The 23,481-nt window shown below is 72.7% G+C and carries 18 protein-coding genes and 1 pseudogene; 13 read left to right on the top strand and 6 right to left on the bottom strand.

The features are described from left to right. Window positions 1–9: 9 nt before the first annotated feature. Entirely contained in the window at window positions 10–2,946 is a 2,937-nt protein-coding gene (locus AB0H82_RS27680) for a BTAD domain-containing putative transcriptional regulator (RefSeq protein WP_362997335.1), read from the bottom strand. 134 nt (window positions 2,947–3,080) lie between these two features. Here AB0H82_RS27680 and AB0H82_RS27675 point away from each other — a divergent pair, with 134 nt between their 5' ends. The 3 genes from AB0H82_RS27675 to AB0H82_RS27665 are packed head-to-tail and all read left to right on the top strand — an operon-like array spanning window position 3,081 to window position 8,378. Beyond that, window positions 3,081–3,944: a hypothetical protein gene (locus AB0H82_RS27675; protein ID WP_362997333.1), complete on the top strand. Its 864-nt coding sequence runs from the start codon at window positions 3,081–3,083 to the stop codon at window positions 3,942–3,944. Window positions 3,945–3,978: 34 nt separating this feature from the next. Next, on the top strand, window positions 3,979–6,165 hold the full coding sequence (locus tag AB0H82_RS27670; protein ID WP_362997331.1) for a PQQ-binding-like beta-propeller repeat protein: 2,187 nt from the start codon (window positions 3,979–3,981) through the stop codon (window positions 6,163–6,165). Beyond that, on the top strand, window positions 6,162–8,378 hold the full coding sequence (locus AB0H82_RS27665) for a PQQ-binding-like beta-propeller repeat protein (protein ID WP_362997329.1): 2,217 nt from the start codon (window positions 6,162–6,164) through the stop codon (window positions 8,376–8,378). The genes AB0H82_RS27670 and AB0H82_RS27665 overlap by 4 nt, the downstream gene beginning before the upstream one ends. 25 nt (window positions 8,379–8,403) lie before the next feature. Here the strand turns inward: AB0H82_RS27665 and AB0H82_RS27660 are convergent, their stop codons facing one another. Both AB0H82_RS27660 and AB0H82_RS27655 read right to left on the bottom strand, forming a co-directional pair. After that, window positions 8,404–9,237, bottom strand: a complete 834-nt coding sequence (locus AB0H82_RS27660; protein ID WP_362997327.1) for a MurR/RpiR family transcriptional regulator — start codon at window positions 9,235–9,237, stop codon at window positions 8,404–8,406. After that, complete coding sequence (locus tag AB0H82_RS27655) at window positions 9,234–10,793, bottom strand: aromatic amino acid ammonia-lyase (protein ID WP_362997325.1); 1,560 nt, start codon at window positions 10,791–10,793, stop codon at window positions 9,234–9,236. The genes AB0H82_RS27660 and AB0H82_RS27655 overlap by 4 nt, the downstream gene beginning before the upstream one ends. Before the next feature lie 142 nt (window positions 10,794–10,935). On the opposite strand from AB0H82_RS27655, the pseudogene AB0H82_RS27650 reads away from it, so the two are divergent. The 6 genes and pseudogenes from AB0H82_RS27650 to AB0H82_RS27625 all read left to right on the top strand — a co-directional run. Further along, window positions 10,936–11,946, top strand: a pseudogene (locus AB0H82_RS27650) (ATP-binding cassette domain-containing protein); the annotation flags it as partial. A gap of 344 nt (window positions 11,947–12,290) precedes the next feature. Continuing rightward, complete coding sequence (locus AB0H82_RS27645; RefSeq protein WP_362997323.1) at window positions 12,291–12,938, top strand: ABC transporter permease; 648 nt, start codon at window positions 12,291–12,293, stop codon at window positions 12,936–12,938. 2 nt (window positions 12,939–12,940) lie between these two features. Next, on the top strand, window positions 12,941–13,612 hold the full coding sequence (locus AB0H82_RS27640; protein ID WP_362997321.1) for an ABC transporter permease: 672 nt from the start codon (window positions 12,941–12,943) through the stop codon (window positions 13,610–13,612). 11 nt (window positions 13,613–13,623) lie between these two features. Then, complete coding sequence (locus AB0H82_RS27635) at window positions 13,624–14,580, top strand: ABC transporter substrate-binding protein (protein ID WP_362997319.1); 957 nt, start codon at window positions 13,624–13,626, stop codon at window positions 14,578–14,580. Between the two features lie 5 nt (window positions 14,581–14,585). Continuing rightward, entirely contained in the window at window positions 14,586–16,013 is a 1,428-nt protein-coding gene (locus AB0H82_RS27630; protein WP_362997317.1) for a cytosine permease, read from the top strand. An 11-nt stretch (window positions 16,014–16,024) separates the two neighbouring features. Continuing rightward, complete coding sequence (locus AB0H82_RS27625; protein WP_362997315.1) at window positions 16,025–16,444, top strand: hypothetical protein; 420 nt, start codon at window positions 16,025–16,027, stop codon at window positions 16,442–16,444. A 164-nt stretch (window positions 16,445–16,608) separates the two neighbouring features. Here the strand turns inward: AB0H82_RS27625 and AB0H82_RS27620 are convergent, their stop codons facing one another. Together AB0H82_RS27620 and AB0H82_RS27615 are read right to left on the bottom strand one after the other, a co-directional pair. Beyond that, window positions 16,609–16,962: a hypothetical protein gene (locus AB0H82_RS27620; RefSeq protein WP_362997313.1), complete on the bottom strand. Its 354-nt coding sequence runs from the start codon at window positions 16,960–16,962 to the stop codon at window positions 16,609–16,611. A gap of 271 nt (window positions 16,963–17,233) precedes the next feature. Beyond that, on the bottom strand, window positions 17,234–18,253 hold the full coding sequence (locus AB0H82_RS27615) for an SGNH/GDSL hydrolase family protein (protein ID WP_362997311.1): 1,020 nt from the start codon (window positions 18,251–18,253) through the stop codon (window positions 17,234–17,236). A gap of 164 nt (window positions 18,254–18,417) precedes the next feature. On the opposite strand from AB0H82_RS27615, the gene AB0H82_RS27610 reads away from it, so the two are divergent. The 3 genes from AB0H82_RS27610 (at window position 18,418) to AB0H82_RS27600 (ending at window position 22,671) form a co-directional block, all read left to right on the top strand. Beyond that, window positions 18,418–19,809: a cystathionine beta-synthase gene (locus AB0H82_RS27610; protein ID WP_362997309.1), complete on the top strand. Its 1,392-nt coding sequence runs from the start codon at window positions 18,418–18,420 to the stop codon at window positions 19,807–19,809. 541 nt (window positions 19,810–20,350) lie between these two features. Next, on the top strand, window positions 20,351–21,571 hold the full coding sequence (locus AB0H82_RS27605) for an acetyl-CoA C-acetyltransferase (protein WP_362997307.1): 1,221 nt from the start codon (window positions 20,351–20,353) through the stop codon (window positions 21,569–21,571). 221 nt (window positions 21,572–21,792) lie between these two features. Beyond that, complete coding sequence (locus AB0H82_RS27600) at window positions 21,793–22,671, top strand: hypothetical protein (RefSeq protein WP_362997305.1); 879 nt, start codon at window positions 21,793–21,795, stop codon at window positions 22,669–22,671. Window positions 22,672–22,710: 39 nt separating this feature from the next. Here the strand turns inward: AB0H82_RS27600 and AB0H82_RS27595 are convergent, their stop codons facing one another. Next, window positions 22,711–22,992 (bottom strand): hypothetical protein, encoded by a 282-nt coding sequence (locus tag AB0H82_RS27595; RefSeq protein WP_362997303.1) that lies wholly within the window; start codon window positions 22,990–22,992, stop codon window positions 22,711–22,713. Window positions 22,993–23,124: 132 nt separating this feature from the next. On the opposite strand from AB0H82_RS27595, the gene AB0H82_RS27590 reads away from it, so the two are divergent. Further along, the gene (locus AB0H82_RS27590; RefSeq protein WP_055545457.1) at window positions 23,125–23,355 is read left to right on the top strand and encodes a DUF4287 domain-containing protein; all 231 of its coding nucleotides are present in this window, start codon (window positions 23,125–23,127) and stop codon (window positions 23,353–23,355) included. Window positions 23,356–23,481: the final 126 nt, after the last annotated feature.

The following is a 23,481-nucleotide window of genomic DNA, read 5'->3' as shown; positions in this document are numbered from 1 at the left end:
CCGCCCGGGTCAGGCCTCCAGGGAGCGGGCCGCCCGGAGCTGTTCCTCAGCCTCGGCCGGGTGGCCCGCCGCCGCGTAGGTGTGTGCGAGCCTGCGGCGGACCTGCGTCTCCAGGGGTCTGCTGGTGTGCTCGGTGAGCGTGGCCAGGGCCTCCCGCTGGAGCGTGATGGCCAGGGGCAGGTTCCCGCGGCCGTGTTCCGCGGCACCGAGCAGGGACAGGCTCGTCGCGCGCAGTTGCAGGTCGCCGACCTCCTGGGCCAGCTCCGCCGCGCGCCGCGCGAGGTCCTTGACCTCGGTGTGCCGGCCGAGTGACAGATGGGCCTCCGCGGTGAAGCACAGGGTCTTGCTGATCATCCGGGGGCGGCCGATCTTCTCGGCGAAGGTGAGGGACGTGGCGTAGTACGTGAGTGCTTCCTCGTGTCGACCCTGCTGGTCGTGGAGGGCGCCGAGGTTGCAGCTCGACATCCCGGCCAGCCAGTCGTCGTCGAGCCGGGCCGCCATCTCCATGGCCTCGCCCAGGTGGGCGGCCGCCTCAGGGAAGCGGCCGAGCGCACGCTCCGCCCCACCCATCCCGGCGGTCGCGCGGGCCTGTTCGCGCAGGTCGCCCTGGTGGCGGGCGAGGCGGAGCGCGTCGGTGCACCAGGCGTGGGCCTGGTGGAAGCGTCCCTGGTAGATGTCCGCGATGGCGAGGCAGTTGCGCAGGGAGGACGGCATCCGCCGGTCGTCGGCCAGGTCGGCGCCGGACAGCGCGAGCTCCAGGGCGGAGCGGCACTCGTGGTAGCGGCCCTGGCGGACCAGCGGGTCGACCAGGGACTCGGCGATCCAGCAGGCGTGGTCGCGCTGCCCGGTGGCCGCCGCGAAAGCGACCACGTCGAGGAGCTGGCCGCCCGCGGCCTCCAGCCACGCGTCGGCTGCCCGCCAGTCCGGGAAGGGGGAGCCGGAGACGTCGGGGCCGGTCGGGAAGCCCTCGGGGCCCCAGTCGCTGGCGATGCGCCCGGCGGCCGTGTAGAGGTGCAGGACGGCGGCGCGGTCCGCGGCGGCCTCCGCCGGTTCGGCGGCGGCGAGGCGGCGCGTGTGGTCGCGTACGAGATCGTGCAGCCGGTAGCGGCCGGGCCGTGGCTGCTGCAACAGGCTGGCGTCGACCAGGCGCTCCAGAAGGTCCTCGGTGTCCTGGAGCGGGCGGCTCAGCATGACGGCGGGGGTGAGGCCGTCGAACTCGGCGGTCGGTGACTGCCCCAACGCCCGGAAGCCGCGGCGCAGTTCGGGGGCGAGGAGGTCGTACGACATCCGGAAGGCCGCTTCCACACTGCGGTCCTCCGCCCGGAGCTCGCCCAGGCGGCGCTCGTCGTCCGACATCCGGCCGACCAGGTGGGCCAGCGTCCAGGACGGGCGGTTCTGCAGCCGGGCCCCGGCGATCCGCAGCGCCAGCGGGAGGCCGCCGCAGCGGCGGGCGAGCTCCTGCGCCGCCTCGGGTTCCTGTTCGGCGCGCGTCTCGCCGAGGAGGCGTGTGAGCAGGGTGACCGCCTCGCCCGTGTCCAGCGGCTCCACGGTGAGCCGCCGGTCGGCGTCGAGGCCGGGCAGGCGCTGGCGGCCGGCCACGAGGACCCGGCTGCCCGGGCCTGCGGGCAGCAGGGGGCGCACCTGTTCCGCGCTGCGGGCGTCGTCCACGACAAGGAGCAGCCGCAGGGAGCTGGTGGCCGCGCGCCAGGCGGCCACCAACTCGTGCAGCTCGTCGGGCAGTTCGTCGTCGCCGGCGTTGACGGCACGGAGCAGCCGGTGCAGGGCGCGTTCCGGGCGCAGACTCTCGTGCGGGGCGCCGTGCGTGTGCAGGTCCACGAACAGGCAGCCGTCCGGGTACTGGTCGTGCAGCGTCCAGGCGGCGCGGACCAGCAACGCGGTCTTGCCGACGCCCGCCGTGCCGTCCACGGCGACGACGGAGACCGAGCCGGGCGCCACCGGCTCGGTGAGCAGGGCGAGTTCCGGCTCCCGCCCGACGAGCCAGGTGGTGTCGCCGGGGAGTTCGTTGTGGCGCCCGGGGCCGGGCGGGGGCACGGGCCCCGGTGCCGGAGCGGCCCCGGACCGGGGTGCCGGAGGTCGCCCCAGCAGCAGGCCGTCGTCTCGGCGGAGTACGGCCTGGTGTGTCCGGCGGAGTTCGTCGCCGGGCTCCACGCCGAGCTCGGCGCGGAGCCGGTCCCGGGTCTCCCGGTAGGCGGCGAGCGCTTCGGCCTGCCGGCCGCTGCCGTAGAGCGCGCGCATGCGCAGGGCGGCGAGGGGCTCGTCGTGCGGCCGTGCCGTCGGCGCCGCCAGCAGTTCGTCCAGGGCGTCCGCGTACCGGCCGAGGAGCACCAGGCACTCCGCCCGCTCCTGGTGGAGGGTGCGCCGCAGCCGGACGAGGCGCTGCCGCTCGGCGTCCGCGAGCGGTCCGGGCAGGCCGGCCAACGGCTCCCCGCGGAACAGGGCCAGCGCGCGCGTGCAGCTGTCGAGGGCGGCGGCGAGGTCACCCGCCGCCTTCGCGCCGCGCGCCGCGCCCGTCTCCGCCGCCAACTCCGCTATGTCCGTGCGGGCTTGGCCGGGTACGAAGCGGTAGCCGCCGCGCTCGCCGCGGATCACGGACGCGGTGGGTCCTGCGCCGGGCACGTCCAGCGTCTTGCGCAGGGGGTAGACGTAGCTGGGCAGGACCCGGTGGCCCGTGCCCGGGGGCTCCAGTCCCCATACGTCGTCGAGCAGTTGCTGCCGGGTGACGAGTTTGCCCGCGCGCAGGACCAGTGCGGCAAGCACCGCCTGCCGCCGCACGGGCCCGAGGTCGAGCGGCACCTCGCCGCGGTGGGCGCCGACCGGGCCGAGCAGGGCGAGGTGCAACCGGTCCCCGGCGCCCTCCGTCCCTGTCGTACTCGCCTCGCCCGTTGCGCCTGTTGTGTTCGCTGTGCCCGCCGTGTGCGTGCCCACCCCGAACTCCCCCCGTGGTCCCTGTGGTTCCCAGCCGAATCCTCTGCTTCAGCAGGATTTCATCGGCATTGCAGTGTCTCGCGAGAAGGTGCGGCGGGTCATGTCCGGTCCCGGTCGAGGAAGCGAGCTGTTCCGTGAGTGAGAACCCTCAGGTGGATCCCCGCCAGGGCTTCGGCCAGGCACCGCCCCCGATGCCGGGGCAGGCGCCGCCCCCCATGCCCGGCCAGGCGCCGCCGCCCGTGCCGCCGCAGGCGCCGGGCGCGCCCTCGGCCTGGTCGCAGCCGGTTCCGCCCGGCGGTCCCGGCGGCCCGGGCCCGCGCGGCGGCCGTTCGCGCGGCTGGCTGATCGGCGGCGCCACGGCGCTCGTCGCCGCCTTGGTCGTCGGCGTGGTGGTCGTGGCCACGTCGGGGGACGACGACAAGGGCAGCGAGTCGGCCAAGCCGGGAGCTCCCGGAGGTGCGCCCGGAAGCGGGCCTGGAGGCGCCGCCGAGCCGAAGGAACCGTCGGCGGACAAGGCGTTCACCAAGGTGCCCAAGGGCTGCGACCTGATCAAGGCGGCCACCATCGAGAGGATCGCGCCCGGCGGCACGTGCACGCCCGGTCTGATGGACGAGAAGGACCTGCCCACGATGATGAGCAGGATGCCGAGGTGGGCGCCCGCCGAGTACAACCGCTATCAGAGCCTGGACGTGCACCTCACGGTCGGCCCGAGCGTCAAGGGCCAGTACGACCTCAAGAAGCGGGGCGTTCTCAGGGCGGTCGCTGGGAAGGTGGAGGACCCCCACTCCGTCAGCGGGCTCGGCGATGAGGCCTTCGCCGCCCACCACGTCGACACCTTGGGCGGGTCCCTGACCTACGCCAAGGTGGTCGTCCGCGAGGGCAACGCCTCGCTCAGTGTGGACCTCGTCTACAGCCAGGACACCTCCGACCTCACCCGGAAGCAGGCGGAGGACGTCGTCGTCACCGCCGCCCGTGACGTGCTCGGCTCGCTGAGCTGACCGCCCCGGCGACGACGTGCACACACATCCCTACGTGAGCGGCGACCCCACAGCCGGGAGCCCCGCCGGGAGCCCCGCCCGGATCGGCCCCTACGAGGTCTTCCAGCTCCTCGGCGAGGGCGGCATGGGCAGGGTCTTCCTGGCCAGGTCGCCGGGGTCGCGGCTGGTCGCCCTGAAGGTCATCCGGCCCGAGTACGCCGAGGCACCCGACTTCCGCGGCCGTTTCCGGCGCGAGGCCGCATCGGCCCGGCGCGTGAGCGGCTTCTTCACCCCGCCGGTGCTCGACGTGGACGCGGACGCCCCACAGCCCTGGCTGGCCACCGCCTACGTCCCCGCTCCGTCGCTGCACGACGTCGTACGCGGTTTCGGAGTGCTGTCCGAGGCGGGCCTGCGGGCCCTGGGCACCGGACTCGCGGAGGCGCTGCTCGCCATCCACGACGCCGGCATCGTCCACCGCGACCTCAAGCCCGGCAACGTACTGATCGCCGAGGACGGGCCCCGCGTCATCGACTTCGGCATCAGCAGCGCGGTGGACGCCACGCAGGTGACGCGGACGGGCGCCGTGGTGGGGACGCCCGGGTTCATGGCGCCCGAGCAGATCGTGTCGAGCCGCGAGGCCGACCCCGCGGCGGACGTCTTCTCGCTGGGCTGCGTCCTGGTCTTCGCGGCGACCGGGCACGGCCCCTTCGGTTCCGGCGGGACGGCCGAGATCCTCTACCGGGCGGTCCACCACCCGCCCCGGCTCGACGGCGTACCGGCGGCGTTGGTGCCGCTGGTCAGCGGCTGCCTGGGCAAGGATCCGGCCCTGAGGCCGTCCGCCGCGTCGGTGCTGGCCGCGCTGGGGCCCGCCGACCCAGCCGCGCTGCTCACTGAGGGGCTGCGGGAGGACCTGGCGCGGCGGGGGGCCCACGCCGCCGTCCTGGTCTCCGCGCCGCCCGTGCCGATCGCGTCCCTCGCGCCGCCCGTCGACCCGTTCGCCACCGCCCACAAGGGGCCGAGTCGCCGCAGGTTCCTGTGGATCGCCGCGGCCGGCACCACCGTCGCTGCGGGCGGCGGGGCCGCGGCGCTGGCCGGGTGGCGTTCGCACGACGGCAAGGACCCGGCCCGGAGCAGTGGCAGTGCGGGCAGCACGGGACGGCCCGAGCCCAAGGTCCCGGCCGGCCCGAAGCCCCGGTGGTCGGTCCCGCTGAAGAAGCTTCAGAGCGCCCGACTGCAGTTGCTGGGCGACACGTTGGTGCACTGGGACCAGCAGCACGCGACCGCCTATGACACCGCGACGGGGAAGAAGCGCTGGACGGGTTCGCTGCGCATGCCCTCCGACGTCTCGACCGACCCGAAGTGGCTGGGTGTGCGCGGACCGCTGCTGTTCGCCGCCGCCTGGAGCGGCGAGCGCGGCTATCTGTTCGGCGTCGACGCCGCGGGCAGGCAGAAGTTCAGCCACACGATCACCGAGCAGGGCGCCGACGCCCAGTCCGCCGACTTCGTCGACGACGTCCTGTCCGTCGCCGGTTCGGTCGCGGTCCTCGGCATCAGCGGCCACAAGGGTTATGGGGCCCTCGCGGTCGATCTCGGATCGGGTGAGGTGCTGTGGTCGCGCAGGATCAAGGGCAGCGACTTCCAGGCGTACGCCCACGGGAGCCGCTGCTTCCTCCAGGACAACGGCACACTCCGCGGCCTCGACCTGCGCACGGGTGCCGAACGGTGGAAGGTCCCGGACGTCGTCAAGCCCGGCGCCTACCCCCACCTGTCCACCGACGGCAGGACCCTGCTCGTCACCAGCACGAAGGCGCAGGCCTTCCGCGTCACCGACGGCAAGAAGCTGTGGACCGCCGTCAACGAGACGACCACCATCAGCGCGGCCAGCGTCCGCGGTGAGCGGGCCTATCTCTACGACGGTCCCGGCACCGCGTTCGCCCTGGACACGCGGAGCGGTGAGCAGGTGTGGCACACCGCGAGCCCGGTGCGCCTGACGACCCCGGGCGGCGCGAAGTCCGAGGGGCCCACCGTCTCGTCGTCCGTGGTGGCCATCGCCACGTGGGCCACCGGTGACGTGCCGGGCTTCGTCGTCCTGCGCGCCTCCGACGGCAAGCCCCTCTGGGCGCACCAGCCGTCCGGCACCAAAGAGGCGGGCAAGGCCGACTGGCTGCTGCAGATCTCCGGCGGCACCCTCTTCGCCGCGTCCGCGACCACCCTCCACGCCTTCCGGAGCGACACCTCGTGACCATCCCGCCGACACCGCCCATGCCGCCGTCCTCGCCGGCGCCCGCAGGACCGACGCCGTCCGCGCCGCCCCCACCGCCCCCGCAGGCAGCCGCCGCCCCCGCCTCGTACATCGGCCCCTACCGGGTGATCAGGGAGCTCGGCGCGGGCGGCATGGGCCGGGTGCACCTCGCCGCGTCGCGCAGCGGCCGTGCGGTGGCCGTGAAGGTCGTCCGCCCCGAACTGGCCGCCGACCCCGACTTCCGCCGCCGCTTCAAGGCCGAGGTCGACGCCGCCCGCGCGGTCTCCGGCGCCTTCACCGCGCCGGTCGTCGACGCCGACCCCGAGGGGCCGCAGCCGTGGCTGGCCACCGCGTACATCCCGGGACCCTCCCTCACCGACGCCCTGGACGCCCACGGGCCCATGCCCGAGCCGACCCTGCGCGTGCTCGGCGGCGGCCTGGCCGAGGCGCTGGCCGCGATCCACCGGGCCGGGCTCATCCACCGCGACCTCAAGCCGTCCAACATCCTGCTCACCCTCGACGGCCCGCGGGTCATCGACTTCGGCATCAGCAGGGCCGTCGACGGGACGGTGCTCACCGCCGAGGGCCAGGTCGCGGGCTCCCCCGGCTTCATGTCGCCCGAGCAGTCGCGGGGCCTCGAACTCACGCCCGCGTCCGACGTGTTCGCCTTCGGTGCCGTGCTCGCCTTCGCCGCCACCGGCACTCCGCCCTTCGGCACCGGCGCGGTCCACGCCCTGCTCTACCGGGCCGCCTACGAAGAGCCGCAGCTGACCGGCGTACCGCCCCACCTGCTCGGCATCGTCGCCGCCTGTCTCGACAAGGATCCCGCCCGCCGCCCGACCGTCGGGCAGCTCCAGGCGTGGCTGCGTCCGGAGACGACCGCAGGCTGGCTCGGCGCGGTCGAGCTCCAGGTGACCGAGGACCAGCGCACGCTGCAGGGCGCGCTGCGCGGCCCGCTGCTCAGTCGCCGGCGGCTGCTGGCCGGCGGCGGCGCGCTCGCCGTGACCGCGGCGGCCGGGGGCACCTTCTGGTTCCTGCGCTCACGCGGCGGGGACGGCGGGGACACGGCCGCCGCGCCCGAGCTCGACTGGACCAAGGAGCTTCCGCGGCCCGCGATGTTCCTGCGCGCGGTGACCCGGTCCACGCTGCTGTGCACCGAGAAGGCCTCCGGCGCCTGCTTCGACCGGACCACCGGCAAGCTCCTGTGGAAGGACCTCGGCGGCCAGAACACCGACGCCCTCGCCGACGACAAGCGCGTCTACACGGTCCGTACCGACGGCAAGGTGCACGCGTTCGACGGCCGGTCGGGAAAGAAGCTGTGGGACGCGCCGCCGACGGGCGGGAACGCGCCACAACTGTGGCAGTCCGACGGCGAGTTGGTCATGACCACGAGCGGCGGACGCTTCCGGGCCCTGGAGGCGTCGAGCGGGGAGGAGCGGTGGACCGCACGCGACGAGGAAGACGTGAGCATGGCGCTCGGCACGACTCCGGCGGGCGCGCCGCTCGTCTGGGGCGGCGCGTCGAAGACGACACCGGGCGCGCTGCTCAAGGGCTACTCCGTCCTCGACAGGGACACGGGTGAACGCGTCTGGGCGAAGGACCTCGTCGCCCTCCACCCGCCGGAGAAGGGCAAGGTCCTCTACGGCATCGACGCCGGGATGAAGCTGCTGGCCCTCGACCCCGAGGACGGCCGGACACGCTGGAGCGAACCCACCGAACTCCCGCCGACGAACGCCGAGATCCTCGGCTGGGACAGCTCCCTGAGGCTGCTCGAAGGCACCCTCTTCTGCTATCCGAGCACGGGCTTCAGCGGCTCGACCCGCGGCCTGCTCGCCGCCTTCGACCCGGCGTCGGGCAGGACCCTGTGGTCGGTGCGGACCGCCGCCCGCGGCAACCGCGGCTACGCCCGCGCCGGTGCGACCGTCTGCCACCTGGACGACAAGGTCCTGCACGGGCTCGACGCACGGACCGGTGCGGAGCGCTGGACGGCGGGGGCCGGCCTGGCCGGCCTCGACTTCCTGGGCACGCTGCACGGACTCTTCCTCGCCGCGGGCACGAAGGGCCTGTACGCCTTCCACGCCGACACCGGCGAGCGGGTCTGGCACCACCGGGCCACCGGCGGCTCCGGAACCTGGACGGCGCATGTGGTCGGCGACCACCTGTACGCCACCTGGTCCGGCAAGCTCTTCCGCTTCTCGGTGCCCAAGGCGTAGCCCGTGCCCGTCGCAGGCACACGGCCTACTCCACGAACAGCCCCCGCGCCGCCGCCCGTACGTCGAACTCCTCCAGGCGGGCCTGCGCGTCGGGGAGGCCGTCGCACATCGCCTCCAGGAGGACCCGGCCGAGGAGCATCGGTGCGCAGGCCGTGTCGAAGGCGAGGCCCGTGCCGACCGCGGCCGGCAGGAGGAGGTCGGAGTGGGCGGCCACGGGGGCGAACGCGGAGTCGGCGACGGTGACGACCGTCAGGCCCGCCGACCGGGCGTAGGCGAGCGCGTCGACGACCTCGCGGGGGTGGCGGGGCAGCGCGAAGCAGAGGAGGGCGGTGGCGCCCGCGCGGACCGCCGCGTCGACGCGGTCGGCCAGCATCGTGCCGCCCTCGTCGAGGAGCCGCACGTCGGGGTGGACCTTGGCGGCGAAGTACGAGAAGCCGTACGCCTGCGAGGCGGCGGCCCGCAGTCCGAGGACGGGCAGGGGCCGGGATGCGGCGAGGAGCCGTCCGGCCCGCTCCACGGGTGCCGGGTCGGCGAGGACCTCGGCGAGGTGCCGGAGGTTCTCGATCTCCGCCTCGACGGCCTGCTGGTACTCGTTCGCCAGGGTCTTGGCCGACGTCTCGGGGGGTGCCACGTCCCGCAGGTGCCTGCGCAGGGCCGGGTAGCCGTCGAAGCCGAGGGCGACGGCGAAGCGGGTGACCGAGGGCTGGCTCACCCCGGCGAGCTCGGCCAGCTCCACGCTGGACAGGAAGGGCGCGTCGGCGGCCCTGCGCACCATGCAGTGCGCGATGCGCCGCTGGGTGGGTGTGAGCCGGTGGCCCTCGAAGAGCACTTGCAGTCGCGCGGCAGGGCTGTCAGTCATGCCGTCCCCCTCAGGATGTCCGTACCCGCAGTCGTCCCGGCGCCGAGTTCCGACCAGAGCCGGGTGAACCGGTCGAGGAGTCCCGCCGCCGCCGTCACATCATCCGTCAGCGGCCGGTCCGCGATCTCCGCTTCGAGCACGGAGTCGGCGAGTGCGAAGGCGCGGGCGAGCGGCGTCGCCGGGTCGAGGCGCAGCTCGCGCTGTCTCAAGGCCCTTACGGCCGCGACCAGTTCGCAGCCCACCACCATGCGGTACGCCGCGCAGGCGCGCAGGGTCTGGCGGGCGGCGAGCGAGGCGAAGCTGGCCTGCTCCTCGACGCCGCGGGAGAGCACCGCGTGGCCGAGGGAGGCGGGCGCGGAGAAGGCCCGCAGGTCGCCGAGGGCGGCCCCGGCCGCGTATTCGAGGATCATGACGCCCGACGAGGCGGGTTCCCCGTCGGCGAGGAAGGGCCGCAGGCGGGTGAAGGCCGGTTCGTTGAGCGTGGAGAGCCGCGAGGTGGACAGGCGGGCCGCCTGGGTCACCGCGAGCCTGAAGTGGTCGAGGGCCAGGGCGAGTTGGGCGAGGTAGAAGCCGCCGTGGTGGTAGGCCGCCAGATCGTCCGGTGAGATCAGGGGGTTCTCGGCGGCGGCGTTGATCTCGACGGCGAGGACCTCCTCCAGGGCGTCCGCCGCGTCGTGCGCGGGCCCGTGGATCTGCGGCACGCAGCGGAAGCCGTAGGGGTCCTGGATGCGGCCGAGGGGCGGCGTGGGCCGGTCGGGGGCGCCGAGGAGGCGCCGCATGCGCTCGGCGACCGCGTAGGAGCCGGGGTGGCGGCGCGCCTCGTGGACGGGCAGCGCGTACGCCTCGTACGACCCGTCGACCGCCATCAGGGACAGCGCGGCGACCACCTGGGTGGCGCCGATCAGGCCGCGCAGTTCGTGCAGGGCGAGCGCGGACTGGCCGAGGGTGAGGGCGTTGCTGCTGATCAGGGCGAGGGCGTCGTTGTTGTCGAGGGGCTGGGGTGCCGGGGGCGCCCCGCTCCCCCGCCAGGGGTGTTCGCCCGCGAGCGCGAGGCCCAGCTGGGCGAGGGCGGCGATGTCGCCGGTGCCGACCGAGCCGAATTCGTTGACCGTGGGGTACGCGCCGGTCTCCAGGGCTTCGCAGAGCGCCGTGACGACGCTCGGGCGCAGGCCGGCGCCGCCGGCGAGGAGCTGGTTGGCGCGGACGGCGAGCATGGCGCGGACCTGCCGGGCCGGGAGTTCGGCGCCGATGGCTCCGGCGTGCGAGCGGAGCAGTCGCAGGCCGTGATCGGCGGCCGCCTCGGTGGGCACGTCCTCATTCCGGTTGGCGCCGACTCCGGTGGAGCGGCCGTAGACGCGGCCCCAGGCGGCGATCTCCCGCGCGGCGTTCCAGGAGTTCTCGGCGCGCTTCATGCCGTCGGTGGCGGGCACCGGCCGGGCGCCCGATTCGGCCAGGCGTACGACGTCTGCGACCATCATTCCCCGGCCGTCGAGGACGACGACCGCTTCCCTGCCGTCGGTCGCCGTGTCCACGATACGAGACGACTTCACGCGCATTCCCTCCTCAACCGGACGTCCTGTCTTGCCCTGCGGCCACTTGTTACCGGCGATTTACGCGGGGCGCGCCGAAACCTATTGACAACTTATTCAGACAGCGAGAACTCTGCATGACGATATACAGCCGGGCAAGGGACTCCACATGATCCAATTCGATACGGTCCACAAGCGCTTCCCGAACGGCACCACAGCGGTCCACGACCTCACCCTGGACATGCCCGAAGGCGGCGTGACCGTCCTCGTCGGATCTTCCGGTTGCGGCAAGACGACGACCCTCCGCATGATCAACCGCATGATCGACCCGACCTCCGGGACGATCCGGGTCGGCGGCCGCGACGTCCTCGAACAGGACGCGGCCGCACTGCGCCGCTCCATCGGCTACGTCATCCAGCAGTCCGGCCTCTTCCCGCACCGCACCGTCCTCGACAACGTCGCCACGGTGCCGCTGCTGCTCGGCTGGGGCCGCAGGAAGGCGCGGGCGCGGGCGGCGGAGCTCCTGGAGACGGTCGGCCTCGCCCCCGACGCCGGGAAGCGCTACCCGCACCAGCTCTCCGGCGGCCAGCAGCAGCGCGTCGGCGTGGCCCGCGCACTCGCCGCCGACCCGCCGGTCCTCCTCATGGACGAACCGTTCGGCGCGGTCGACCCGGTGGTCCGCACCCAGCTCCAGGACGAACTGCTCCGCCTCCAGCGGGAGTTGTCCAAGACCATCGTCTTCGTCACGCACGACATCGACGAGGCGGTGCGGCTCGGCGACCGCATAGCCGTCTTCCGCACCGGCGGGCACCTCGTGCAGTGCGCCGAGCCCGCCGAGCTGCTCGCCCGCCCCGCGGACGACTTCGTCGCGGACTTCCTGGGCGCGGAGCGCGGCCTGAAGCTCCTCTCCCTGTCCACGCTGTCGGGCGTCCCGCAGGGCCCCGCGCCGGACGGCGGCGCGTGGACGCTCCGCCTGGACGCGGCGGGGGCCCCGCTGGCCTGGCGGCACAAGGACGGTGACGCGGCGGACGTTCCCGTACGCCCGCTGCGCGACACGGACTCGCTCCTCGCCGCGCTCGACGAGTCCCTGTCCGCTCCGACCGGCCTCGTCGCCCGCGTCGACGCGGAGGGCCGCCTGACGGGGGTGACGTCGCGGGACGCCATCCACGACGGCGCGGGCGCGGCCCACGAGCGGGGTCGTTCCGTCCGCGGGCCGGTGGGGGCCGGCCGCGCACTTCCCCGCGCCCCTGAGTCGTCCACCTCGTCCGGCGCCGCTGAGGCGCCCCTGGAAGGGGCGCGGGGAACTGCGCGAGCAACCACGAGCGACCCGCACCCGCCAAAAGCCCCCTCAGCGGCGCCGGGCGAGGCGGCCCAGTCAGGGGCGCGGGGAACTGCGCGACAAGCCCAGAACGACCCGCACCCGCCAGGGGACCGCCCGGGGCAGACGGGGCCGCGCACCACGGACGACCCCGGCCGCACGGACGACGAGGCCGCAGCCCCCCGCACCACAGCGGAGCGCACCCCATGACCGTCGACTGGTCGTGGATCGCCGACCACACCGACGACCTCACCGCCCTCACCCTCTCCCACCTCCAGGCCGCCCTCTCCGCCGTCGGCCTCGGGCTGCTGATCTCGCTCCCCCTCGCCGTCCTCGCGCACCGCGTCCGCCCCCTCCGAGGACTCCTCCTCGGGCTCTCGAACGTCCTGTTCACGATCCCGTCCATCGCGGTCTTCGTGCTGCTCCTGCCGGTCAGCGGACTCACCCGCACCACCACCGTCATCGGCCTGACGGTCTACACGCTCGTCGTGCTGCTGCGGAACACCGTCGAGGGCCTGGACTCCGTCCCGGCCAAGACGAAGGAAGCCGCGAAGGCCATGGGCACCCGGCCCCTGCGCACCCTCCTCACCGTGGAGCTGCCCCTCGCCCTCCCCGTGATCATGGCGGGCGTACGGATCGCGACGGTCATGTCGATCTCCCTCGTCTCCGTGGCGACGTACATCGGCGACGGCGGTCTCGGGCAGCTCTTCACGGACGGCTTCCAGCGCGACTTCCCCACCCCGGTCATCGCCGGCGTGGTCCTCACGCTGCTCCTCGCGCTCGTCGCGGACGCGCTGCTCGTCACCCTCCAGTACGTCCTGACGCCCTGGACCCGCCGCCGGAGGAGTGCCTGACCATGTACGAACTCTTCAAGGACCTCGGCGCCTGGCTGGTCAGCGGCGAGCAGTGGACCGGGCCCGACGGCATCGGGCACCGCCTCGCCGAGCACCTCCAGTACTCGCTGCTCGCGACGCTCGTCGCGGCCGCCATCGCGCTGCCGCTCGGCCTGCTCATCGGGCACACCGGGCGCGGCGCCTTCGTCGCCATCAACCTGGCCTCCTTCGGCCGGGCGCTGCCCACCGTCGGACTCGTCGTCCTCGTCTTCCTCGCCAGCGGGCTGTCGATGTGGCCCGTCTACATCGCGCTCGTCGCGCTCGCGGTCCCGTCCATCGTCACCAACACGTACGCGGGCATGACCGCCGTCGACCCCGACGTGAAGGACGCGGCGCGCGGCCAGGGCATGCGCGCCCACCAGGTGCTGTGCCAGGTCGAACTGCCGCTCGCGCTGCCGCTGATCATGACGGGGCTTCGGCTCGCGCTGATCCAGGTCGTCGCGACCGCCACGATCGCCGCGTACGTCTCCTTCGGCGGCCTCGGCCGGTACGTGTTCGACGGCCTCGCCCAGCGCGACCTGGTCCAGGTGCTCGGCGGCGCCGTGCTCGTGGCCCTCGTCGCCGTCGTACTCGATCTCGCCCTCTCGGCCCTCCAGCGCGCCCTCTTCCGCCACCGTCCCGCCAAGCAGGCCTAGGAGTTCCCACCATGAACCGCAGAACCCTCCTCGGCGGGCTCCTCGCCACCGCCTCCGTCCCCGCGCTCGCCGCGTGCAGCGGCGGCATCACCTCCCTCGACGGGGGAGGTTCCGGCGGCGGTGGCGGCGGCTCCAGCAAGGGCGGCGTCACCATAGGCACCGCCAACTTCACGGAGAACCAGGTCCTCGGGTACCTCTACGCGGCCGCGCTGGAGGCGGCGGGTGTGAAGACCAGCGTCCGGCCAAACCTCGGCACCCGCGAGATCCTCATCCCCGCCCTCAAGGGCGGCGACATCGACCTGCTGCCCGAGTACCAGGGCGCCCTCCTGCACTATCTGGACCCCCGGGCGAAGGCCACGGAGGAGGGCGAGATGCAGAACGCCCTCGCCATGCGCCTCCCGCGCGGCCTGCAGATCCTCCCGTACGGGCGCGCGGAGGACTCCGACGCGTTCGTCGTCACGCGCGAGACGGCGAAGGAGTACGGCCTCAAGTCCCTCGCCGACCTCGCGAAGCACAACGGCAAGCTGGTCATCGGCGCCGCACCCGAGGTGAAGAAGCGCACCGTGGGCGCGGTCGGCCTCAAGGACGTGTACGGCGTGGAATTCGAGGAGTTCAAGTCCCTGGACTCGTCGGGGCCGCTGGTCAAGGGCGCCCTGCGCAAGGGCGACGTCGACGTCGCGAACCTCTTCACCACCGACACCGACATCGCCGCCGAGAAGTGGGTCGTCCTCACCGACCCCAAGAACCTCATCCCCGGCCAGCACATCGTCCCGCTCATCGCCGACCGCAAGGCCGACTCGACGGTCCGCAAGGCGCTCGCCCGCCTCGGCGCCCTCCTGACGACCGAGCAGCTCACCGAGCTCAACCGCCTGGTGGACAAGGACAAGAAGGACCCGGAGGACGTCGCGGGCGACTGGGCCGCCCGCCACGGAATAGCCAAGAAGCAGGCCGCGCAGCAAAGGAGTTGACGGGCATGGCAGCTGAAGACCTGGTGGAGCGGCGCTCCATCGACGTCGTCCCCGACGATGAACGGCACGGCACCGCGTTCAGCCAGTTCACGCTCTGGCTCGGCGCCAATCTGCAGATCACCGCGGTCGTCACGGGCGCCCTCGCCGTCGTCTTCGGCGGCGACGTGGTGTGGTCGCTCGCCGGCCTCGTCCTCGGCAATCTGCTGGGCGGCGCGGTGATGGCCCTGCACTCGGCGCAGGGCCCGAAGCTCGGCCTGCCGCAGATGATCCAGTCGCGGGCCCAGTTCGGCGTGAAGGGCGCGGTCGTCCCGCTGCTCCTCGTCATCCTCATGTACGTCGGGTTCTTCGCGAGCGGCAGCGTCCTCGCCGGACAGGCGACGGCCGAGCTGACGCACACGAACGACACCACGGGCATCGTCCTGTTCGCCGCCGTCACGGCGGTCATGGCGGCGGTCGGCTACCGCGTCATCCACGCGCTCGGCCGGGTGGCGAGCGTGATCTGCGCGCTCGCGTTCGTCTACCTCGGCATCCGGCTCGCCGCCCGCGTCGACGTCGGGGCGCTGCTCGGCGACGCCCGCTTCGACCTGCCGATGTTCCTGCTCGCCGTCTCCCTGTCGGCGTCCTGGCAGCTCGCGTTCGGTCCGTACGTCGCGGACTACTCGCGCTATCTGCCGCGTACGACATCGGCGAAGGCCACGTTCTGGTGGACGCTGTCCGGGTCGGCGATCGGCTCGCAGTGGTCCATGACGTTCGGGGTGCTGGTGGCGGCCAGCGCGGGGGACGCCTTCCTCGCCCACCAGGTCGGCTACGTCGTCGGCCTCGGCGGCACCGGCCTGATCGCCTCCTTCCTGTACTTCGTGATCGCGCTCGGCAAGCTGACCATCAACGTGCTCAACACCTACGGCGGCTTCATGTCCATGGTCACCAGCATCAGCGGCTTCCGGGAGCAGCGGGTCCTCGGGGCGCGCGGGCGGGCCGCGTACATCGCCGTGATCATGGTGGCGGGCACGGCGGTCGCACTGCTCGGCAAGGACAGCTTCCTGGCGTCCTTCAAGGACTTCCTGCTGTTCCTGCTGACCTTCTTCACGCCCTGGTCGGCGATCAACCTGGTCGACTACTACCTGATCTCCCGCGAGCGGTACGACATCCCCGCCCTCTTCGACCCGCACGGCCGCTACGGCGCCTGGCGCTGGGACGCCCTGACCGTCTACGGCGTGGGCCTCCTCGCCCAGCTCCCCTTCCTCGTCACGCACTTCTACACGGGCCCGCTCGTCGATCCGCTGGGCGGCGCCGACATCTCGTGGATCGTGGGGCTCGTGGTGCCCGCAGTCCTTTACTGGTCCCTGGCCAGGCGCAACCCGCCCGCCCCTGGGGCTGGGGCCCGGGCGGAAAGGGGGGCTAGCCCCAGCGCGAGGGCGACCCCGGCGCCGTAACGTAAGCGGCTATGGAAGCCCGTGACGCGGAACTCAAGAAGGAACTCGACGCCACCCTGCACGCCCGCAGGGAGCTCGGCGAAGAGTACGACTCCGCCTTGGTCGACTCGTTCCTCGGGAAGGTCGAGCAGCGCCTGGACGGCACGATCGACCGCCGCCTGCGCCGCCACCTGGCCGAGCAGCAGATGGTCGTCGCCCGGGGCGCCCGCTCCCCCGGCAGCCCCGTGGACTCCTGGAGCGAGCGCTTCGGCTTCGGCGTCATCTCGCTGGTCCTCGCGATCCCGCTCTCCGCGATCGCCGCCGCCAGCGCCGGTCTGACCGGCCTCTTCATCTCCTGGGCCGGCATCCTCGGCGTGAACGCGGTGCACGGACTGCGCGGCACGTCCTTCGTGCGCCGCCGCGACGAGCGCCCCTCGGAGTGGGACGCCTGAACCCTTCATGTGCGGGCCGGTGGCGGTTCGGGCTTGGGGAACATCGGTACAGCGGCGGTCCCCGTGCTCGGCGAGTGCCCGCAGACGCCGGCGACGCCGGGGGCCAGGCCCTTGCGCTTGCAGGTGGAATGACGCACCGACGTCACCCCACGTGAGACATCCTCTTAGCCGAACTTCACCGAACCGGCGCTGAACCAGCTTCTCTCGTACCCCCACATCGGGGTGATGTGGGCACCGGGGGGCAGCGTGTTGGACGCACCGTTGCAGTGGGGCCCGGTGTATTCCGTTGCTGTGGTGTCGGTGCGATTGGCCCTCCAAGCGGCACCCTCATAGCCGGTATCGGGTCCCACGAGCGTGTAGCACTGTCCGTCGACCGGATCGGTGAGGGTGATGTCCATGCCCTTCGCGTTGCTGAAGCTTGCTGTGCCCGTAGCTGCTTGGGCGGGCGCGGCCGTGAGGGTCAGGGCAACGAGGGGCGTGAGAGCCAGGGCGCCGAGGGTGGTGAGTGAGCGTCGCAAGGAACTCTCCATATGCGTTTGCGTGATTACATACTGTGACCGACGCCTCAATCTACCAATGCCGGCCGAGGCGTTCCTGGACCTCGCACGCGCGCCGTTCCGCGCCGACGCACTCCTGACACATGCCTTGACACACGCCTACGGGCGGGCGAGCCGGCCGGGGTGGAGGCGCGGAAGCTGCAGCGGCCGAGGAGGTTCGGGTCGGGTCGTGTGCTTTTAGGGGGCGCGGGGAACTGCGCGATCAGCCACAGCGCGCCTGCAGCTGAGCAGGCTAGTGGGGGAGCGGTGACGGCTCCGGGGCGTGGATGCGGCGGCGGCGACGGCGTTTGAGGAGGGCCCATGGGCCCCGCGGGCCCGTGGGCATGGCGGCGGTGACCTCCGTACCGCCCTCCGAAGCCGCCTGCGCCGCCGCCCGCGCCACCGGCAGGAACCCCTCGCGGCGCGAGACGTCCGGGCGCTCCTCCTCCGGCCACAGGCCCAGCGCCGCGCACAGCGTGGGAAGGACCGCCATCGCCGCCGTCGCGTACCCCTCCGCGGAGGGGTGGTAGCGGTCGGGGCCGAACAGCTCCCGCGGGTGCGCCGCGAACTCGGGACCGAGCAGGTCGCCCAACGACACCGTCCGCCCGCCCTGCTCCACGACACCGATCGTCTGCGCCGCGGCCAGCTGCCGCGAGACGTGCCGGGCCAGCCACCGCAGGGGCTGGTAGACGTTCTCGACCGTGCCCAGGTCGGGGCAGGTGCCGACGACGACCTCCGCACCCGCCGTACGGAGCCTGCGCACCGCGGCGGAGAGATGGCGCACCGACCGCGTCGGCGGCATCCGGTGCGTCACGTCGTTCGCGCCGATCATGATCACGCAGACGTCCGGCACCCACGTCGGGTCCGACAGGATCAGCGTCACCTGCCGGTCCAGGTCGTCCGACTGGGCGCCGGGCAGCGCCACGTTCCGCAGATCGACGGGCCGCTCCGCGACCGCGGCGAGCCCGGAGGCGAGCAGCGCCGCCGGGGTCTGCCTGGCCCGGTGCACGCCCTGCCCCGCCGCCGTGGAGTCCCCGAGCATGGCGAACCGCACCGGTTCGGGGGAGTCGGCGCGGGCAGGACGGGCGAACGCCCCGCCGTACCGGCCGTCCGCCCGCGGTGGATCCACGTGCCCGCCATTGCCCACGTTCCGCTTCGCCAGCTGTACCTCGGCCAGCACGACGCCCACCGTGGCGGCGCCGAGCAGCCCGATGCCTCCGCCGCCGTACGCCGCGCCCGCGGCGATCCGCCGCGCCACCCTCGCCCTCGACATGCCCTGCAGCCACCTCCTCGTGCCGTACCGGTTCGTACGGCCGTACATCCACTCATTGCCCCGTAAGCACGGTCGGCCAATCGTGAGGGGAGGTGAACGGATGAGGCGGCCCCTTAGGCTGACCGCACCAATTCGTCGCACTACATCGCAGCCCGGAGACAACGGTGCAATTCCACGACTCGATGATCAGCCTCGTCGGCAACACCCCGCTCGTGAGGCTCAACAACGTGACCGCGGGCATCCAGGCGACCGTCCTGGCCAAGGTCGAGTACTTCAATCCCGGCGGTTCCGTGAAGGACCGCATCGCGCTGCGCATGATCGAGGCGGCCGAGCAGAGCGGGGAGCTGAAGCCCGGCGGCACCATCGTCGAGCCCACCTCGGGCAACACCGGGGTCGGCCTCGCCATCGTGGCCCAGCAGAAGGGCTACAAGTGCATCTTCGTCTGCCCCGACAAGGTGTCCCTCGACAAGATCAACGTGCTGCGCGCGTACGGCGCCGACGTGGTGGTCTGCCCCACCGCCGTCGACCCCGAGCACCCGGATTCGTACTACAACGTCTCCGACCGGCTCGTACGCGAGACGCCCGGCGCCTGGAAGCCCGACCAGTACAGCAACCCGAACAACCCGCTCTCCCACTACCACTCCACGGGCCCCGAGCTGTGGGAGCAGACGGAGGGGAAGATCACCCACTTCGTGACGGGCATCGGGACCGGCGGCACCATCTCCGGCACGGGCAACTATCTGAAGGAGATCTCCGGCGGCAAGGTCACCGTCGTCGGTGCCGACCCCGAGGGGTCCGTGTACTCGGGCGGCTCCGGGCGGCCCTACCTCGTCGAGGGCGTCGGTGAGGACTTCTGGCCGACGGCGTACGACCGCAACGTCACCGACGAGATCATCGCCGTGTCCGACAAGGACTCCTTCCAGATGACCCGGCGGCTCGCCAAGGAGGAGGGGCTGCTCGTCGGCGGGTCCTGCGGCATGGCCGTCGTGGCGGCGCTGCGGGTCGCGGAGCGGCTCGGCCCGGACGATGTCGTGGTCGTCCTCCTGCCGGACTCCGGCCGCGGCTACATGAGCAAGATCTTCAGCGACGAGTGGATGAACGACTACGGCTTCCTGGAGGAGGCCGGCGACCAGCCGCGCGTCGGCGACGTGCTGGGCCGCAAGGAGGGCGGCGAGCTGCCCTCGCTGGTCCACATGCACCCCGAGGAGACGGTCGGGGAGGCGATCGAGGTGCTTCGCGAGTACGGCGTCTCGCAGATGCCGATCGTCAAGCCGGGCGCCGGCCACCCCGACGTGATGGCCGCCGAGGTCATCGGCTCGGTCGTGGAGCGGGAGCTGCTCGACGCGCTCTTCACGCAGCGCGCCTCGCTCTCCGACCCGCTGGAGAAGCACATGTCGGACCCGCTGCCGCAGGTCGGCTCCGGTGAGCCGGTGGCGGACCTGATGTCGGTGCTCGGCCGCGCCGACGCGGCGATCGTCCTGGTCGAGGGCAAGCCGACCGGTGTCGTGAGCCGGCAGGACCTCCTCGCGTTCCTCGCGGGGCAGCAGTCCCAGTGAGGCAGTGAGGAACTTCTCCGAAGCGGTACGAGGGTGTCATGTGCGCGCAGCACCCGCTTAACACGGCTGCGGCACATTGGTCGTTGTCGGCGTCAGGAACTCCGGAGCGGCTCCCGGATCCGCGGACGCCCGGACGTGGCCCGGCTCTGACCCGGCCCACGTCCCTCGCGGGGACCGCCGTCGTCCCGCCCCCTGGGCAGCGCCCGGGGGTGCGGCGGTCCCCGCGCTGACATCCCGCTGCGCGGGGCGATTGCACTCCACCTCAGCCCGCCCCGCTCTGGGCGGGCCGCCCGAGTCTGGGTGGCACACCTCGCCAAGCCCCGAGGGGGGACGCTTGCAGGGGCGCGGGGAACTGCGCGACCAGCCCCCACCGACCCGCAGAAGAGAAACACACCCCTCCCGCCCCGGACCCCGCGGCCTGAGCGCCCGCTTAGAAATGCGTCCCGCGTCACACCCCCCACCCGATGACCGATAGCGATACGTGCAGGTAACTTCCCAGAGAGCCCTGCCCAACCCTTCGCCTCGTCACTGGAGCGTCCTGATGCCCGAAGCCGTGATCGTCTCTGCCGCCCGCACCCCGATCGGCCGCGCCTTCAAGGGCTCGCTGAAGGATCTGCGTCCGGACGACCTGACCGCCACCATCATCGAGGCCGCCCTCGCCAAGGTCCCGGAGCTGGACCCCAGGGACATCGACGACCTGATGCTCGGCTGCGGCCTGCCCGGCGGCGAGCAGGGGCACAACCTCGGCCGCATCGTGGCCGTACAGCTGGGCATGGACCACCTCCCGGGCTGCACGATCACCCGGTACTGCTCCTCCTCCCTCCAGACCTCCCGCATGGCGCTGCACGCCATCAAGGCCGGAGAGGGCGACGTCTTCATCTCCGCCGGCGTCGAAATGGTGTCGCGGAGCGTGAAGGGCACCAGCGACGGGCTGCCCGACACCCACAACCCCCTCTTCGCCGACGCCGAGGCCCGCACCGCGGCCGTCGCCGGGACCGAGGGGTCGACCTGGCACGACCCGCGTGAGGACGGCCTGCTCCCGGACGCGTACATCGCGATGGGCCAGACCGCCGAGAACCTGGCCCGCGCCAAGGGCGTCACCCGCCAGGACATGGACGAGTTCGGCGTCCGCTCGCAGAACCTCGCCGAGGAAGCCATCAAGAACGGCTTCTGGGAGCGCGAGATCACCCCGGTCACCACCCCCGACGGCACCGTGGTCAGCAAGGACGACGGGCCGCGCGCGGGCGTCACCATGGAGGGCGTGCAGGGCCTCAAGCCCGTCTTCCGCCCCGACGGCATGGTCACGGCGGGCAACTGCTGCCCGCTCAACGACGGCGCCGCCGCCCTCGTCATCATGAGCGACACCAAGGCCCGCGAGCTGGGCCTGACCCCGCTCGCCCGCATCGTCTCCACCGGCGTCACCGGCCTCTCCCCCGAGATCATGGGCCTCGGCCCGGTCGAGGCGTCCAAGCAGGCTCTCCGCCGCGCCGGGCTCACCATCGACGACATCGACCTCGTCGAGATCAACGAGGCCTTCGCCGCGCAGGTGATCCCCAGCTACCGCGACCTGGGCATCGACATCGACAAGCTCAACGTCAACGGCGGCGCCATCGCCGTCGGCCACCCCTTCGGCATGACGGGCGCCCGCATCACCGGCACGCTCATCAATTCCCTCCAGTTCCATGACAAGCAGTTCGGCCTGGAGACGATGTGCGTCGGCGGCGGCCAGGGCATGGCGATGGTCATCGAGCGCCTCAGCTAGGGCCCGTCCCAGGCCCCTGGATCACTTCGTGACCCAATCTCCCCCAGGATGTGACCTATCTCCTGGGGGAGATATATCTGCCCAGCTCAGGGGGGTTCCGTGGCGGCACACCGGGCCGAAAGACCTGTCCAGTTCGTGACGTAATGCACTGACAGGTGGATCGTGCAGGCTTCAAGCTGATGTAGGAAGTCGGGGGTCGACTTGAAACCGGGAGTACGTCAGTGAGCGCCTTGCCTCTTGCCCTGCTGCTCTCCACGGCCGCTGCCACGGCCGTGGGCGTCGCCGCCCTGCACGCGGTGCACGGCCTGCGCAAGCAGATCGCCGAGATCACAGCCCTGCACGCCGAGCAGGCCGAGCAGCGTGCCACCAGCGGCCCGCACCCGACGGTGCCTGCCGCCCGCACCACGGTGGACACCGACGAGATACGCGCGGCCGTGACCGAGGCGCTCGCCGAGGAGCGGGAGCGGGAGCTCGCCGAGGCCCGCGCCTTCTGGGCCGCCCAGGAGGCCCGTGAGGGCTCCGAGGGGCCCTCGCTGCTCAGCGGCCTTCCCGGCATCCCCGACAGCATCGCCGACGAGCTGTTCCTGCCGCGCCAGGCCGACTTCGCGGGCCTGGAGTCCGACAGCCTGGAGCCGGTGATCGAGCCCTTCGCCGATCCCGCGGGCACCGACGAGTTCGCCGGCGGCACCTCCCTGGACGGGGTCCACGGCGGAGACTCCCCTGAGCTGGCCGCCGCCCGCCGCCGCCACCCCTCGCACCCGGACTTCGTGCCGGTGCAGACCCCGGCCCCCGACGGCAACAGCGACCACGAGCGCACGGTGGAGTGCCTCGAAGAGCTCGCCGCAGCCCGCACCGCCCTCGCCGACGTCCGGCCGGGCCCGCTGGGCACCCTGGACGTGTACGTCTTCGCGGACGGTACGACGCTGTGCATGACGCCCGGCCACCGCGAGACGGCGGAACTCCTCGCCACCGCGCTGCGCGAGGGCAGGACCCCGTTCCTGCTGGGCGGCTCCGGCATCTCCGGCGCGTACGCCCTGACCTTCGAGTGCGGCACCGACAACATCTACATCCTGGCCGACCGCGTCATCGCGTCCGTCTGAGGCCGCGGGAGCACCGCGCGGGCCCCACGGGACCGTGTCCTAGACCCCGGCCCGCTTCTGCGCCTCCTCCACGAGGCGCAGCACCCGCTCCAGCTCCTCGGCGTCCGTCAGGACGAGGGCCAGGTCCCGGCCGGCGACGGTGATCTGGTCGGCGGCGGCGAACATCCCGGCGTCCGGCATCTCCCGCGGTGGGGTCCCCGGCTCCTCGATGTGCTGCGCGAGCACCGCCAACTCCCTGGCCAGAGCGAGCGCTTCGGTCGCCGCTCCGCGCTGCAGCCGGCTCTGTGGCGCGGCCCGCAGGCGGTCGGCGAAATGGTCCACTGCGGCTGTCAAAGGCGTCGTATCGAGCACCCCGCGACCCTATGTGCCTTTACGGGACTGTTGCCAACGCTCCGGCGCTCAGGCACGGTGTCGTGAAGGACGGAACACATCGCGACGCGTCCGGAGGCGCCGATGTCACAAGTCTTCTCCGAGGAGACCCACCGCAACCTGCTCGCCCGAATCCCCCATTGCACCGGTCGTGAAGTCTCCGACTGGCTCCGCGCCGTGGACGAAGGACCCTCTCTCTTCCGCTTCGAGGAGAAGGTCAGCTGGCTCCGCGCCGAACACAACCTCGCGTACGGCCACGCGAAGGCGATCATCCACGAGTACGACCTCAGGCGGGCCGCCCGAAAATTCCTCTGACCCCCCACCCACACGGCAGAGGGCCCGCGGACCGTCTCCGGTCCGCGGGCCCCCACATGCCTACTGCTGCCTGCGTCAGTCGTTGCCCGAGAAGATGGCGATCAGGCGCAGGAACACATAGGAAGA

Origin of the sequence: Streptomyces sp. NPDC050732, assembly GCF_040654255.1 — a bacterium.
In the GTDB taxonomy this organism is placed as follows: Bacteria; Actinomycetota; Actinomycetes; order Streptomycetales; family Streptomycetaceae; genus Streptomyces.
This window is presented reverse-complemented; position numbering and strand designations above follow the sequence as displayed.

Bases quoted from the DNA above. Each gene is read 5' to 3' on its own strand.
- AB0H82_RS27660 (WP_362997327.1), bottom strand. From the start codon at position 9,237: ATGACTGACAGCCCTGCCGCGCGACTGCAAGTGCTCTTCGAGGGCCAC.
- AB0H82_RS27655 (WP_362997325.1), bottom strand. From the start codon at position 10,793: ATGCGCGTGAAGTCGTCTCGTATCGTGGACACGGCGACCGACGGCAGG.
- AB0H82_RS27645 (WP_362997323.1), top strand. From the start codon at position 12,291: ATGACCGTCGACTGGTCGTGGATCGCCGACCACACCGACGACCTCACC.
- AB0H82_RS27640 (WP_362997321.1), top strand. From the start codon at position 12,941: ATGTACGAACTCTTCAAGGACCTCGGCGCCTGGCTGGTCAGCGGCGAG.
- AB0H82_RS27635 (WP_362997319.1), top strand. From the start codon at position 13,624: ATGAACCGCAGAACCCTCCTCGGCGGGCTCCTCGCCACCGCCTCCGTC.
- AB0H82_RS27630 (WP_362997317.1), top strand. From the start codon at position 14,586: ATGGCAGCTGAAGACCTGGTGGAGCGGCGCTCCATCGACGTCGTCCCC.
- AB0H82_RS27625 (WP_362997315.1), top strand. From the start codon at position 16,025: ATGGAAGCCCGTGACGCGGAACTCAAGAAGGAACTCGACGCCACCCTG.
- AB0H82_RS27615 (WP_362997311.1), bottom strand. From the start codon at position 18,253: ATGTCGAGGGCGAGGGTGGCGCGGCGGATCGCCGCGGGCGCGGCGTAC.
- AB0H82_RS27605 (WP_362997307.1), top strand. From the start codon at position 20,351: ATGCCCGAAGCCGTGATCGTCTCTGCCGCCCGCACCCCGATCGGCCGC.
- AB0H82_RS27590 (WP_055545457.1), top strand. From the start codon at position 23,125: ATGTCACAAGTCTTCTCCGAGGAGACCCACCGCAACCTGCTCGCCCGA.